This window comes from Tenacibaculum geojense (assembly GCF_042676005.1).
In the GTDB taxonomy this organism is placed as follows: Bacteria; Bacteroidota; Bacteroidia; order Flavobacteriales; family Flavobacteriaceae; genus Polaribacter; species Polaribacter geojense.
In genome coordinates this window covers 19,704-33,037 of the sequence record NZ_JBHTJR010000046.1, presented here as the reverse complement: position 1 = coordinate 33,037, position 13,334 = coordinate 19,704, and the positions used below count along the sequence as shown (strand labels likewise).

Genomic DNA, 13,334 nt, shown 5'->3' with positions numbered 1-13,334 from the left:
CTTTTTCTTGCGTAAACTGTTATTCATAAAATAAGTCTTATTGGTGTAAACTTATTTTAGGACGGGACAGAATAATAAATAAAAAAAGCCGCAAATTAGCGGCTTTTTTTGTGGATATATTTGAGATAATTATATTCCTAATTCTTCAAAGATGTCTGTTAATCTATCACCATCACTAGGTCTTGGTGCGTTAGCAGTAACGATTTTACCATCAGGATCAATTAAAATGAATCTAGGTAATCCTTTAATTAAATAGTCTTTAGCAAAATCTAATTTTAAGTGACTTTCACCACTAAATAATTGTACCCCAGTCATTTCTTTATCTTCAATGGTTTCTTTCCATTTATTCTTTTTGTCTGGAGTATCAACGTTAATACTTACAAACTCAATATTTTTTCCGTGGTATTGTTGTTCTAATCTCTTTAATAATGGAATTTCCTTTTTACAGAAACCACACCAAGTAGCCCAAACATCAACATATAAATATTTACCCTTACCAGTTAAATCATCTAAAGAAGTTTTTCCTCCGTTGTAGTTTTCAAAACCTTCAAACTTTGGAGATGGTTGACCTTTAGCTGTTAATTTTAACTTGTTATACATGTCTGTTATTTCTTTCTTATTCTCTTCATTAGTAGAATAAGCCATGTATTTGTCATAATACTCCTTTAATTCAGAAGTATAGGTAATGTTAGATAAAGCAGCATCATGAATTAAACTGTTTTTCATAAACTGATCAGTTACTTCCGTTTGAACAGTTTCTAAGTATAATAAATCATAGTCTGTTCCTTCTCTACTTTTCTTATTAGTAATTTCATCTAATCTCTTTTTAACAAGATCTCTGTAATTAGAAGAGAAAACAAAATCTTCAGATTTGTTTAAAGCTACTCCATTAGGAATATCATTAGGGAAAGTTTTAGACACGGTAAACTCGTCATCTCCATATAATATTCTGTGAAACTTTTCAAAGTTGTTAAGTCCTAAAGCAAATTCATAATGAATGTTGTTTAATTCTTTAGCTAAATAATCTTCAGGTAATTGAGATGATTTTGCTAAATCTTCTAAAACAGATTTATATTCATCCATTTTACTCAAAAACTCATCTTCGTTTAAAGCAAAAAGTTTATTTGGGTTACCCAATACGGCACCAAACTTTTTTCTTCTTTCAGTTAAATACGTGTTGATAGCAGCATTTGGACCTTCAAACTTAGGGTCTTCAGTACGTTTTTTAGCATCAACAATAACTTTTAAATCTTCTACAGATGTAAGATATACTTCAACAGGTCTTTTTCCAATCTCTAGTGTGTAGTGTCCTGGAGTTAATCCCTGAATGGTATCAGAAAATGTTTTTGTTTTTCTATCGAATTTAATTCTTTTCTCAAAGTTAAATCCCGTTAATGTAATGTTTCTGCTTCTGAAGTTTTCAACTTCTCCAGAAATCACAGCATAGTCTTTTGGTTTTTCTTTCTCACAAGATATCATCGTTGCGATTGCCAAACCTAGAAGAATCAATTTTTTCATGTTTCTATATTTTTGGGGTAAATATAATTATGATTTTAAGCACCGAAAGTAGTTTATTTTTATGTATAGTCAAAATCTTTAACAAAAAAATTTGGAAAAAAATACTTGTTTACAGACTTTTGACCCAAGAAATAAACTAAAGTTGGATACTTTCTTTCTATTTTCTAAAGTTATTGATTTAGAAATATTTTACACAATAATAAACGGTATTTTTTCAATTTCATTGTTGCAATAAGTAAAAATAGATAGTTCCTCTTACAGATTAATTAAAAAAACTCTAATCAAATATAAATATATGTCTAAAGTAGTGTTAATAACCGGAGCATCATCTGGTATTGGTAAAGCTATAGCTGGTTATTTGCATCAGCATAATTTTGTTGTTTATGGAACCAGTAGAAATCCAGATAATGTTAAAGATGTTCCTTTTAATATGGTTGCGTTAGATGTTTTAGATGTACAAAGTATTCAAAAAGCAGTTTCAACAATTGTTAGTAAAGAAGGAAGGCTTGATGTGTTAATAAATAATGCAGGTAAAGGTATTACAGGACCTATTGAAGATACTCCAACACATGAAATGAAATCAAACTTTGATACTAACTTTTTTGGACCTATTGAAGTAATGAAAGCTGTTTTACCTCAAATGCGAATTCAAAGAGCAGGTAAAATAATTAATGTTACGTCAATAGCCGGTTATATGGGCTTACCCTTTAGAGGCGTATATTCTGCAAGTAAAGGAGCTTTGGAATTAATAACAGAAGCCATGAGTATGGAAGTTAAAAGTTTCGGGGTTTCTATTGTTAATGTTGCTCCAGGTGATTTTGCTACCAATATTGCTGCCGGAAGATATCATACACCTGTTTTTGAAGATTCTGCTTACAAAGAAAAATATGCTGAAAATTTAGCTTTAATGGATGCACATGTTGATGAAGGTATGAATCCTGAAGTAATGGCAAAAGCAGTTCTAAAAATTATAAATTCTAACAATCCTAACATACATTATAAAGTTGGTGGTTTTATGGAGAAATTCTCTATTATTTTAAAAAGAATTTTACCTGATAAAGTTTATGAAAAACTCTTAATGAATCATTATAAATTGTAAATTCGCAGCGCGTTAGGGATAGTAGTGGTGTCCTTTTATTTTTCATTAAAAATAACAGATTAAACGTATTGCCGTTCGAACGCCTTAAAAATTAAAACACAACTATTAAATATAAAGTACATGAAATTTTTCATTGACACAGCTAACTTAGATCAAATTAAAGAAGCGCAAGCTTTAGGTATTTTAGATGGAGTAACTACAAATCCGTCTTTAATGGCAAAAGAAGGTATCACAGGAGAACAAAACATTTTAAATCACTATAAAGCTATTTGCGAGATTGTAGAGGGTGATGTTTCTGCTGAGGTTATTGCAACTGATTTTGACGGGATGATTAAAGAAGGTGAGGCATTAGCTGCTTTAAACCCGCAAATAGTAGTTAAACTACCTATGATTGCTGATGGTATTAAAGCATGTAAGTATTTTTCTGACAAAGGAATTAAAACCAACGTAACTCTTGTGTTTTCAGCTGGTCAAGCATTATTAGCAGCAAAAGCAGGAGCAACTTATGTGTCTCCTTTTATTGGTCGTTTAGACGATATATCTACAGACGGTTTAAACTTAATTGCAGAAATTCGTCAGATTTATGATAATTATATGTTTGATACAGAAATTTTAGCAGCCTCTGTTCGTCACACCATGCATGTTATTGATTGTGCAAAAATTGGAGCAGACGTTATGACTGGGCCTTTAAGTGCTATTTCTGGCTTATTAAAACATCCGTTAACAGATATTGGTTTAGAAAAGTTTTTAGCTGATTATAAGAAAGGTAACTAAAAAGAACCAAAATAAATAATAGAGAAATCCACACTTATGGTGTGGATTTTCTTTTTTAATAATATTTTTGTGTTTAATGTATCCAAAAAAACAACTTGCCCAATTAGTATTAGCTGCTTGTGAGCAGTATAATATTTCTACTGTAGTAATTTCACCTGGTTCTAGAAATGCGCCATTAACTATTGGTTTTTCAAATAGTAAAACAATAGAAGCTATTAGTGTTGTAGATGAGCGTTGTGCAGCTTTTTTTGCGATGGGAATTGCTCAACAGCAACAAAAGCCAGTGGCAGTAATTTGTACATCAGGTTCTGCATTGTTAAATTATTATCCAGCCGTTGCAGAAGCGTTTTACAGTAAAATACCGCTGGTTGTAATTTCAGCAGATAGACCCAAGCATTTAATTGATATTGGTGATGGACAAACAATTAGACAAGAAAATGTTTTTCAAAACCATATTTTAAATAGTGCAAATTTAAGCGCTGACCCAGATAAGAAAACACTTCAACAAAATATAAGCTTAGTAGCAAACGCATTACAGATAGCAAACCAACAAAAAGGACCTGTACATATTAACGTTCCTTTTGATGAACCTTTGTATGAAACAACTTCTAAATTAAATAGTTTTAATTTTCTAGCTTTAAATAAAACTGTGTTAGATGATAGTCAAATTGATTTTCATAAAATTTCATCAATTTGGAACAGTGCAGAAAAAAAGTTGGTGTTAGTAGGAGTTAATTTTCCTTCTGAAAAAGTACAAAAAGAGTTAAATAAGCTTGTAGAAGACCAATCTGTTTTAGTAATGACAGAAACAACGTCAAACCTACATAACGATGTTTTTGTAAACGCTATTGATAAATTAATTACCAAGCTTAAAGATGATGATTTAGAAAATCTTAAGCCAGATATATTGCTAACTTTTGGAGGAATGGTAATTTCTAAAAGAATTAAACAGTTTTTAAGAAAATATCAACCAACACATCATTGGCATGTGGATGAACATACTAAAATGGATACATATTTTTGTTTATCTGAGTATTTCAAGCAAAAACCTGCTGTTTTTTTAGAAAAGTTAAATTCAGTAGTATTAAAAAAATCAGTAGCAACAAGTGAAAATTATCAAGAAAAATGGTTAAAAGAAAAGATAGCTAGAACAATTCAACATAATTTGTATTTAAAAACAGCTCCTTATTCTGATTTAAAAGTTTTTGAAGATATCTTAACATCCATTCCAGAAAATTCACAGGTGCAAATTAGTAATAGTTCTATAATTCGATATGCACAGTTGTTTGATGTAAACTCGAGTTTTCGAGTTTTTTGTAACAGAGGAACTAGTGGTATAGACGGAAGTACTAGCACTGCTATTGGGGCTGCGTTTGCCGTAAAAGAACCAACAGTGTTTATTACAGGAGATATTAGTTTTTTTTATGATAGTAATGCTTTGTGGAACTCACACACACCTAAAAATTTTAGAATTATTTTACTTAATAATGATGGAGGTGGTATTTTTAAAATAATTCCTGGACCAAAATCTACTAATTCGCTTTCTTATTTTGAAACTCCTCATGGTTTAAAAGCAGAGAATTTAGCGAAAATGTTTGGCTTTGATTACTATTTGGCTACTGATATTAATTCAGTTAAAAGTCAGTTAAAAGATTTTTATAAAGTAAGCAATCAACCAAAAATATTAGAAATAGTTACACCGTCTGATGTAAACGATGTAGTTTTGCAACAATATTTTAAAAGTTTATAATGGATTTAAAAGAAGGAGATAAAGTAGATTTGGTAATTGGTGTAAGAACAGCTTTAGGTTATACTGTACTAATTAATCAAACCTATGAAGGGTTGTTGTATGCAAATGAAGTTTTTTCTGACTTAGAAGAAGGAATGAAAACTACAGGATATGTAAAGAAGATAAGGGAAGATGAAAAAATAGATGTTTCGTTACGTCCTCAAGGTTTTAGAAATGTTATAGATACAGATGTAGATAAAGTATTAGCTAAATTAGAAGAAAAAGGTTTTTTACTTTTAACAGATAAAAGCTCTCCTGAAGCTATAAAATTTCACTTACAAATGAGTAAAAAAGCATTCAAAAGAGCTATTGGTAGTTTGTATAAACAACAAAAAATAGATTTACAAGAAGATAGAATAGTGCTAAAATAGCCTATTCCTCTTCTTCGTCCTCATCTTCTTCGTCGTCCTCTAAAGGAATGTCGTCTTCAACAGGAGCATCTTGTTCTTTTTTAGCTTGAATACCAGCTTTTTCTACACGACGAATATTTTCATAAAAAGCCTCAGCATTTGGGTCTGAAAGCTCCATTTTGCCATAAGCTTCTTTGTAGTAAAATAAGGCCATTTCATAGTTTTTCCCTAATTCGTGGTATTTTCCTACGTAGTATTCTCCTAAATGAGAGTCTGGATGTTTAATCATTACAAAATCACCTAAAACACGAAGGTAATCACCATCCATTTTGTCAATAACTATACCTTCAATTGTAAAAATATCTTCCATTCTTACATTTGTGTTAGTACCGTATAAATATTCAATGTCTAAATATTTTCTTTCTAAGTACTTTATGGCTTCTAACGGATCTAAATCTTTTACATACTCGTTATATTCATCTCTAGTAATTTTAGAGTATAAAGAGAATGTTTTTGCAAAAGCTCTAGGGATAGCATTTGAAATAGCAGCCACTTTAGTAGGAGAGTCATCAAACTTATCAAAAGTTAAATGTAACCTTTGGGTGTCAAGATTTGTTAAAGCATCGGTAAGTTGCTTGTAAAGTTTTTTGCTATCTTGATTTTCAAATGGATTTGTACTCAAGTATACATAAAAATCATTATCTATTTTGTCTAATCTTTTTAAGTTATATGTTCCAATTAAGCGAGCCATTTGTTGGTTCATTTCAGGAGAAATAGCAATGTAGGCGTTAAAAAAAGGTTTTTGTTCTTTTAAAAAATGTAATAAAAAGTTAGCACCAATACCATCTCCAACAATTGTTAAAAAAGGAGAGGTTTTGTAGTTAACATCTAAATATGGAATAACTTCTTTTTTTATGTAGTTGTAAAATTTACTGCTATTATTTGTTAAGGCACCATTAGCTCTTACTGTAGAAACATCTTGATTTATACTGTAATCAGTATCTAAGCCAACAACAATTTGTTTAGGGGCTAAATCTCCTTTTGCATAAATTTTTGAGTTTCCTACGTATAAATCAAATAAATAATCATTGTCCAATACAATAGCTACAGGGTATTTATGAACAGTGTCGGTGTCATAGCCTTGAGGAAGATGAATTTTTATGTTACGATCTCTGCCAAACTCGGAAGAGCTAATTTTTTTAGTAAAGGTAGTTTGTGCAGCAACCACTGAACAAATTGTAAAAGCAATTAAAAATAATGTTTTTTTCATTGGGATATAGGTTAACTTGTCAAATATAAAAAGATAAAATAAAGTTATTGTGTATTTTTGTTGTACTTAATAACGACAATTTTATAAAATTATGATAAAACCAGATTGGAAAACTGCAAAAGTTTACGATGATATTACCTATAAAAAATCACATAACGTAGCTAGAATTGCTTTTAACAGGCCTAATGTGCGTAACGCATTCCGTCCGCACACAACAGCGGAATTATTAGATGCTTTTCATGACGCTCATGAAGATACGGATATTGGTGTGGTGTTATTATCGGCTGAAGGACCGTCAACTAAAGATGGAGTTTGGAGTTTTTGCTCTGGAGGTGATCAAAATGCACGAGGACATCAAGGATATGTTGGAGAAGATGGTTATCACCGTTTAAATATTTTAGAAGTTCAAAGATTAATTCGTTTCATGCCTAAAGCTGTAATTTGTGTGGTTCCTGGTTGGGCTGTTGGAGGCGGACATAGCTTACATGTAACTTGTGATTTAACATTAGCAAGTAAAGAACACGCTATTTTTAAACAAACAGATGCAGATGTAACTTCTTTTGATGCAGGATATGGATCTGCTTATTTGGCAAAAATGGTTGGTCAAAAGAAAGCACGTGAAATATTTTTCTTAGGAAGGAATTATTCGGCACAAGAAGCTTATGAAATGGGAATGGTAAATGCTGTAATTCCTCATGATGAGTTAGAACAAACTGCTTTTGATTGGGCACAGGAAATTTTAGAAAAATCACCTACGTCTATCAAAATGTTAAAATTTGCAATGAATTTAACAGATGATGGTATGGTTGGACAACAGGTGTTTGCTGGTGAAGTTACTCGTTTAGCATACATGACAGATGAAGCTAAAGAAGGACGTGATGCGTTTTTAGAAAAACGTAAGCCAAACTTCCCTAAAAAATGGATACCATAGTAGTTTTTGTACTATTATATAGCTAGTTAAACAAGTTATAGTTTAAATTTTAACCCATCATTTTACACTTATGAAAATTATCTGTATTGGGCGTAATTACGCAAAACATATAGAAGAATTAGCCAATGAAAGACCAGAAAATCCTGTGGTTTTTTTGAAGCCAGATTCTGCAATACTACCCAAAAAAATGCCATTTTTCATACCTCCCTTTTCTAACGATGTACATTATGAAGTTGAGGTTTTGGTAAAAATTAATAAAGTAGGTAAACATATTGCTCCAAAGTTTGCTCATAAATATTATGATACTGTTGGATTAGGAATCGATTTTACCGCAAGAGATGTTCAGGCGGTTTGTAAAGAAAAAGGATTGCCTTGGGAAAAAGCGAAGGCTTTTGATGGCAGTGCTATTGTTGGAGAATTTTACCCAAAAGAAGAATTTGACTTAGCCAATTTATCATTTCAACTTCATAAAAATGATACTGTTGTTCAAGATGGAAACACAGCTAATATGTTATGGAAGATAGATGAGTTGATAGCATATGTTTCTCAATACTTTACTCTTAAAAAAGGAGATATTATTTTTACAGGTACACCAGCAGGTGTTGGCAAAGTAGAAGAAAATGATGTTTTAACAGGAGTAATAGCAGGTAAACAATCTTTTCAAATCAAAGTTAAATAGTGTAATATACTATTCTATAACTTTTTCATTTTAAAAATTTAATGAACGCAGAAATTATAACGATTGGAGATGAAATCTTAATCGGACAAATAGTTGATACAAATTCTCAGTGGATTGCCACGGAGTTGAATAAGATTGGTGTGTCTGTTTATCAAATTTCGTCTATTCAAGATGAAAAAGAACATATTTTAAACGCTTTAAAAGAAGCTGAATCAAGAGCAGATTTGGTAATTATCACTGGAGGATTAGGACCTACAAAAGATGATATTACCAAAATTACCTTAGCTAACTATTTTAATGATACTTTGGTCTTAAATGAAAAGGTAGTTACTCATGTGCAGGCTTTATTTGCTAAATATGATATTCCTTTTGGTGAATTAAATAAACAACAAGGGTTAATGCCAACCAAAGCTACTTGGTTACATAATAAACTTGGAACAGCTCCTGGCATGTGGTTTTATGAAAATAATACTGTTTTTATTTCATTACCAGGTGTTCCATACGAAATGAAAGGCCTAATCACAAATGAGGTAATACCAAGAATTCGTGAGCAATTTAAATTACCATTCATATTTCATAAAACACTTTTAACTTACGGTTTAGGAGAAAGTTCAATTGCAGAGCGAATAGAAGATTTTGAAAACTCGTTACCAAATTACATAAAGTTAGCATATTTGCCAGCTTTAGGTAGAGTACGCTTACGTTTAACCGCTAAAGGAAATGAAAAGGATAAAATTCTTGATGAAATAACTTCAAAGGCTAATGAGTTAGCTTTGTTAGTAGCTGATATTTTTACAGGTTATGAAGGAGAGGGGAGTATAGAAGCACAATTAGGAGATTTACTAAAACAGAGAAATCAAACAATCGCAACTGCTGAGAGTCTCACAGGAGGGAAAATAGCTTCAAGTTTGGTTGCAGTACCAGGTGCTTCTCAATATTTTAAAGGAGGATTAATTACTTATACAGCCGAACTTAAACAACAACTATTAGGGGTTTCGGAAACAACCATTAAAAAGCACACGGTAGTAAGTAAGCAAGTAGCGGAAGAAATGGCATTAGGCGCACAGCAAAAATTACAAACAGATTATGCTATTTCAGTAACAGGAAACGCTGGACCTACTACAGATGAAAATGATAAAGAGGTTGGTTTGGTATACATTGGTATAGCAACTACAAACGGAGTTGAGGTACATGAGTTTAATTTTGGCCAACCAAGAGAAAAAGTAATTAATAGAACCGTAGCAAAAGCTGTAGAATTAACAAGAAAAATAATTCTAAAAAATTAACAGCTAATATTTTGTTTAATTGGTTAAAAAGTTTGTATATTTGCACCTCGTTTAGAAATAACACTAAAAACTGTCAACAAGATGTCTAGAGTTTGTGAATTAACAGGAAAGAAAGCGATGGTAGGAAACAACGTATCACACGCTTTAAATAGAACAAAAAGAAAATTTAACGCTAATTTAATGACTAAGCGTTTCTATATTCCAGAAGAAGATAAATGGGTAACGTTAAAAATATCTGCTTCTGCATTAAAAAATATTAACAAGAAAGGGATTTCTGCTGTTATAAAAGAAGCAAGAGCAAAAGGATTTTTAGCTAAATAATTCCTGACTAGATAAAATAATAGAGAGATGGCAAAAAAAGGAAACAGAGTTCAAGTTATATTAGAATGTACTGAGCACAAAGAGTCTGGTCAACCAGGAACTTCTCGTTACATTACTACAAAGAATAAAAAGAATACTCCTGATAGAATGGAATTAAAGAAATTTAATCCAATCTTAAAGAGAATGACAGTTCATAAAGAAATTAAATAATAAAGTTGTTGAGATAACAACAAATAACCTATAGTCATGGCAAAGAAATCAGTAGCAACATTACAAACAGGTTCTAAAAGATTAACCAAAGCTATCAAAATGGTAAAGTCTCCTAAAAGTGGAGCTTACACTTTTGTTGAAGCAATTATGGATCCAACACAAGTAAATGACTTTTTAGCTAAAAAGTAATTCTTGTTAAACAGTTTAAAAAAGCTACTTTCATTAGAGAGTAGCTTTTTTTATGTCATAAAAATACTATTTTTGACCTGTAAATCAACTAATCAAACTAAAACCCATTACTATTCGTATAAAATGTATGCCATAATGTCTTAAAATTAAACTGGTATAATTTTTAATGGATAATATGTAATGTAAAAACTAAGAAATGAGCTTTTTAAAAAGAATTTTTTCAAAAGAGAAAAAAGAGACTTTAGATAAAGGTTTAGAAAAAACTAAAACTAGTTTTTTTGATAAATTATCTAAAGCGGTTGCAGGGAAGTCTAAAGTAGATGATGATGTGTTAGATAATTTAGAAGAAGTACTAGTTTCTTCTGATGTTGGTGTAGATACAACCTTAAAAATTATCGAAAGAATTGAAGAACGTGTTGCTCGTGATAAATATTTAGGGACCGAAGAGTTAAATCAAATATTACGCGAAGAAATAGCAGGATTACTTTCTGAGACTAACGTTGGCAATGATACTGAATTTACCATTCCAAAAAATACTAAGCCGTATATATTGATGGTAGTAGGTGTTAACGGAGTAGGAAAAACTACAACTATTGGTAAGTTAGCATCTCAATTTAAAAAACAAGGTCTAAATGTAGTTTTAGGAGCTGCTGACACCTTTAGAGCTGCTGCAATTGATCAATTACAGGTTTGGGCTGATAGAGTAGATGTTCCTATAATTAGGCAAGAAATGGGTTCTGATCCTGCATCTGTTGCTTTTGATACCGTAAAATCTGGAATTAATCAAAATGCAGATGTAATTATTATTGATACTGCCGGACGTTTACATAACAAAGTTAATTTAATGAATGAGTTATCTAAAATAAAAAGAGTAATGCAAAAAGTAGTGCCAGATGCACCACACGATGTTTTACTAGTTTTAGATGGTTCTACAGGTCAAAATGCATTTGAACAAGCAAAACAGTTTACTAAAGCAACAGAAGTAACATCTTTAGCCGTTACTAAATTAGACGGTACAGCAAAAGGTGGTGTTGTGATTGGTATTTCTGATCAATTTCAAATACCAGTAAAGTATATTGGAGTTGGAGAAGGTATAGATGACTTGCAGGTGTTTAATAAATTTGAATTTGTTGATTCATTTTTTAAATAACCATAAAGTATATAAATTCAGTAAAACGCTTCTTGTAAATAAGAAGCGTTTTTTTATTTAATGAATTCTTATCTTTGAGAGGAATCGATAAAATACTAACCGTGAAAAATTATTATTTACTATTAATACTACTTTGGTTTATTGCTTGTACTCAACCAGTAAAAGAGTTAAAATCATTTAAAAAATACGACGAAACATCAGAAATAGCATTACAAAAAGAACATGAAAATGCTCGAATGCAGTTCAAATTAATACAATCCAAAGTATTGGATATGAATGAAGTATTTATGCCGTTTCAACAGGAGTTATCAAACTTTGCAGAAGATGAATATCAAAAAATATCTCCATTCATTTTAGAAAAAACAATTCCTAGTATACAACAATCTATAAAAGATGGAAATTTAAGTTATGAGAAGTTGACACTTTTTTATTTGTATAGAATTCATAAGTTTGAAAGTAATTCTACAAAATACTTAAATGCGATTATTAGTTTAAATCCTTCAATACTGGACGAAGCAAAAGCAAAAGATGTCTATGCAAAGAAAAATAAGATTGATAATGAATCTGTATTTGGAATGCCAATTTTATTGAAAGATAATATCAATACTCAAAAAATGCCAACCACAGCCGGAGCTCTTGCATTGCAAAATAATAATACGCAAGACGCTTTTATTGTAAAACAACTTAAAAAGGAAGGAGCCTTAATTTTAGGAAAAGTAAATTTAAGTGAGTGGGCTTACTATTTCTGTTCTGGCTGTCCATTAGGTTATAGTTCTGTTGGTGGACAAACATTGAATCCATATGGTAGAAAAATTTTTGAAACAGGAGGTTCAAGTGCCGGAAGCGGTGTAGCTACGGCAGCAAATTACGCAGTAGCAACTATAGGAACAGAAACGGCAGGTTCAATAACATCACCATCAAGCTTAAATTCTGTAGTTGGTTTAAAACCAACAATTGGTGTATTAAGCAGAGGTGGTATAGTTCCTATTTCGAGTACTTTAGATACGCCAGGTCCTATGACTAAAAATGTAACAGATAACTTTATTTTATTTAAAGCCTTATTAGGCTGCGATGTTCAAGATGAAAAATCAATAGAGTTAAGCGATATAGATACTTCATTAAAAGAAACTAGTTTAAAAGGTAAAAGATTAGGTGTTTTTACTTCATTACTGACAGATAGTATTTATAAGAAAACAATTACAAATATTAAAAATGCAGGAGTAGAGATTATTGAAATTAGTCCTAGTCAAACTAGTTTAAAAGGTTTTTTAACCTTACTTAATATTGATATGAAACATGATTTACCTGCATATTTAGAAAGTACAAAAATGTCGGTAAAATCAGTAAATGATGTAATTGTTTTTAATAAAAAAGACTCATTGGTAAGAGCTCCATACGGACAGCAATTATTTGAAGGTATTGTGAATGATTCAACTTCAATAGCGCAATTAACAGTAATTAAAAATCAACTAAAAAACGAAGGTATTACATATTTTAATGCTTTTAAAGCTCATAGTTTAGATGCTATTTTATCAATTAACAATTACCATGCTGCATATTCAGCAGTCGCTGAATATCCTAATTTAACAGTTCCGATGGGGTATAAAAATAACGGAGAACCTATTAGTTTAACATTTATTGGCTTGCCACAGTCAGAGTTTAAATTGTTGAGTTTGGCTAAAGCATATGAGACTTTACAACCTATTAGAAAATTACCTGAAAACTATAAATAGGATAAAATTATAATTAACTAAAAAGATACTTTAAA

At 30.9% G+C, this 13,334-nt stretch carries 14 protein-coding genes; 12 read left to right on the top strand and 2 right to left on the bottom strand.

All coding sequences use genetic code 11. The features are described from left to right. Positions 1–129 precede the first annotated feature (129 nt). Entirely contained in the window at positions 130–1,518 is a 1,389-nt protein-coding gene (locus ACFQ1U_RS09230) for a redoxin domain-containing protein (protein WP_386107591.1), read from the bottom strand. Positions 1,519–1,813: 295 nt separating this feature from the next. Here ACFQ1U_RS09230 and ACFQ1U_RS09225 point away from each other — a divergent pair, with 295 nt between their 5' ends. The 4 genes from ACFQ1U_RS09225 (at position 1,814) to ACFQ1U_RS09210 (ending at position 5,551) form a co-directional block, all read left to right on the top strand. Beyond that, positions 1,814–2,617 carry an SDR family oxidoreductase gene (locus ACFQ1U_RS09225; protein WP_386107589.1) on the top strand — a complete coding sequence of 268 codons (804 nt, stop codon included), beginning with the start codon at positions 1,814–1,816 and terminating at the stop codon, positions 2,615–2,617. Positions 2,618–2,737: 120 nt separating this feature from the next. Beyond that, positions 2,738–3,391 (top strand): fructose-6-phosphate aldolase, encoded by a 654-nt coding sequence (gene fsa, locus ACFQ1U_RS09220; RefSeq protein WP_386107587.1) that lies wholly within the window; start codon positions 2,738–2,740, stop codon positions 3,389–3,391. A 76-nt stretch (positions 3,392–3,467) separates the two neighbouring features. Beyond that, entirely contained in the window at positions 3,468–5,141 is a 1,674-nt protein-coding gene (gene menD, locus ACFQ1U_RS09215) for a 2-succinyl-5-enolpyruvyl-6-hydroxy-3-cyclohexene-1-carboxylic-acid synthase (protein WP_386107585.1), read from the top strand. Continuing rightward, positions 5,141–5,551: a DNA-binding protein gene (locus tag ACFQ1U_RS09210; protein ID WP_386107583.1), complete on the top strand. Its 411-nt coding sequence runs from the start codon at positions 5,141–5,143 to the stop codon at positions 5,549–5,551. The genes menD and ACFQ1U_RS09210 overlap by 1 nt, the downstream gene beginning before the upstream one ends. Position 5,552: 1 nt before the next feature. Here the strand turns inward: ACFQ1U_RS09210 and ACFQ1U_RS09205 are convergent, their stop codons facing one another. Then, positions 5,553–6,800: an alpha/beta hydrolase gene (locus ACFQ1U_RS09205; RefSeq protein ID WP_386107581.1), complete on the bottom strand. Its 1,248-nt coding sequence runs from the start codon at positions 6,798–6,800 to the stop codon at positions 5,553–5,555. 91 nt (positions 6,801–6,891) lie between these two features. Here ACFQ1U_RS09205 and ACFQ1U_RS09200 point away from each other — a divergent pair, with 91 nt between their 5' ends. From ACFQ1U_RS09200 to ACFQ1U_RS09165, 8 genes are all read left to right on the top strand, one after another. Beyond that, positions 6,892–7,731, top strand: a complete 840-nt coding sequence (locus tag ACFQ1U_RS09200) for a 1,4-dihydroxy-2-naphthoyl-CoA synthase (RefSeq protein ID WP_386107579.1) — start codon at positions 6,892–6,894, stop codon at positions 7,729–7,731. A gap of 70 nt (positions 7,732–7,801) precedes the next feature. Next, on the top strand, positions 7,802–8,410 hold the full coding sequence (locus ACFQ1U_RS09195; RefSeq protein WP_386107577.1) for a fumarylacetoacetate hydrolase family protein: 609 nt from the start codon (positions 7,802–7,804) through the stop codon (positions 8,408–8,410). Positions 8,411–8,451: 41 nt separating this feature from the next. Continuing rightward, positions 8,452–9,696 (top strand): competence/damage-inducible protein A, encoded by a 1,245-nt coding sequence (locus ACFQ1U_RS09190; protein ID WP_386107575.1) that lies wholly within the window; start codon positions 8,452–8,454, stop codon positions 9,694–9,696. Positions 9,697–9,777: 81 nt separating this feature from the next. Next, a complete protein-coding gene (gene rpmB / locus ACFQ1U_RS09185) occupies positions 9,778–10,017 on the top strand; it encodes a 50S ribosomal protein L28 (RefSeq protein WP_386107573.1) in 240 nt (79 codons plus the stop codon). A gap of 27 nt (positions 10,018–10,044) precedes the next feature. Further along, positions 10,045–10,227, top strand: a complete 183-nt coding sequence (gene rpmG, locus ACFQ1U_RS09180; protein WP_154194477.1) for a 50S ribosomal protein L33 — start codon at positions 10,045–10,047, stop codon at positions 10,225–10,227. A gap of 36 nt (positions 10,228–10,263) precedes the next feature. Next, positions 10,264–10,416: a DUF4295 domain-containing protein gene (locus ACFQ1U_RS09175; RefSeq protein WP_086030136.1), complete on the top strand. Its 153-nt coding sequence runs from the start codon at positions 10,264–10,266 to the stop codon at positions 10,414–10,416. A gap of 196 nt (positions 10,417–10,612) precedes the next feature. After that, positions 10,613–11,566 (top strand): signal recognition particle-docking protein FtsY, encoded by a 954-nt coding sequence (ftsY, locus tag ACFQ1U_RS09170; RefSeq protein ID WP_386107570.1) that lies wholly within the window; start codon positions 10,613–10,615, stop codon positions 11,564–11,566. A 101-nt stretch (positions 11,567–11,667) separates the two neighbouring features. Further along, entirely contained in the window at positions 11,668–13,299 is a 1,632-nt protein-coding gene (locus tag ACFQ1U_RS09165; RefSeq protein WP_386107568.1) for an amidase family protein, read from the top strand. Positions 13,300–13,334: the final 35 nt, after the last annotated feature.

Coding starts and splice junctions, on each gene's coding strand:
- ACFQ1U_RS09230 (WP_386107591.1), bottom strand. CDS start 1,518: ATGAAAAAATTGATTCTTCTAGGTTTGGCAATCGCAACGATGATATCT.
- ACFQ1U_RS09225 (WP_386107589.1), top strand. CDS start 1,814: ATGTCTAAAGTAGTGTTAATAACCGGAGCATCATCTGGTATTGGTAAA.
- fsa (WP_386107587.1), top strand. CDS start 2,738: ATGAAATTTTTCATTGACACAGCTAACTTAGATCAAATTAAAGAAGCG.
- menD (WP_386107585.1), top strand. CDS start 3,468: ATGTATCCAAAAAAACAACTTGCCCAATTAGTATTAGCTGCTTGTGAG.
- ACFQ1U_RS09210 (WP_386107583.1), top strand. CDS start 5,141: ATGGATTTAAAAGAAGGAGATAAAGTAGATTTGGTAATTGGTGTAAGA.
- ACFQ1U_RS09205 (WP_386107581.1), bottom strand. CDS start 6,800: ATGAAAAAAACATTATTTTTAATTGCTTTTACAATTTGTTCAGTGGTT.
- ACFQ1U_RS09200 (WP_386107579.1), top strand. CDS start 6,892: ATGATAAAACCAGATTGGAAAACTGCAAAAGTTTACGATGATATTACC.
- ACFQ1U_RS09195 (WP_386107577.1), top strand. CDS start 7,802: ATGAAAATTATCTGTATTGGGCGTAATTACGCAAAACATATAGAAGAA.
- ACFQ1U_RS09190 (WP_386107575.1), top strand. CDS start 8,452: ATGAACGCAGAAATTATAACGATTGGAGATGAAATCTTAATCGGACAA.
- rpmB (WP_386107573.1), top strand. CDS start 9,778: ATGTCTAGAGTTTGTGAATTAACAGGAAAGAAAGCGATGGTAGGAAAC.
- rpmG (WP_154194477.1), top strand. CDS start 10,045: ATGGCAAAAAAAGGAAACAGAGTTCAAGTTATATTAGAATGTACTGAG.
- ACFQ1U_RS09175 (WP_086030136.1), top strand. CDS start 10,264: ATGGCAAAGAAATCAGTAGCAACATTACAAACAGGTTCTAAAAGATTA.
- ftsY (WP_386107570.1), top strand. CDS start 10,613: ATGAGCTTTTTAAAAAGAATTTTTTCAAAAGAGAAAAAAGAGACTTTA.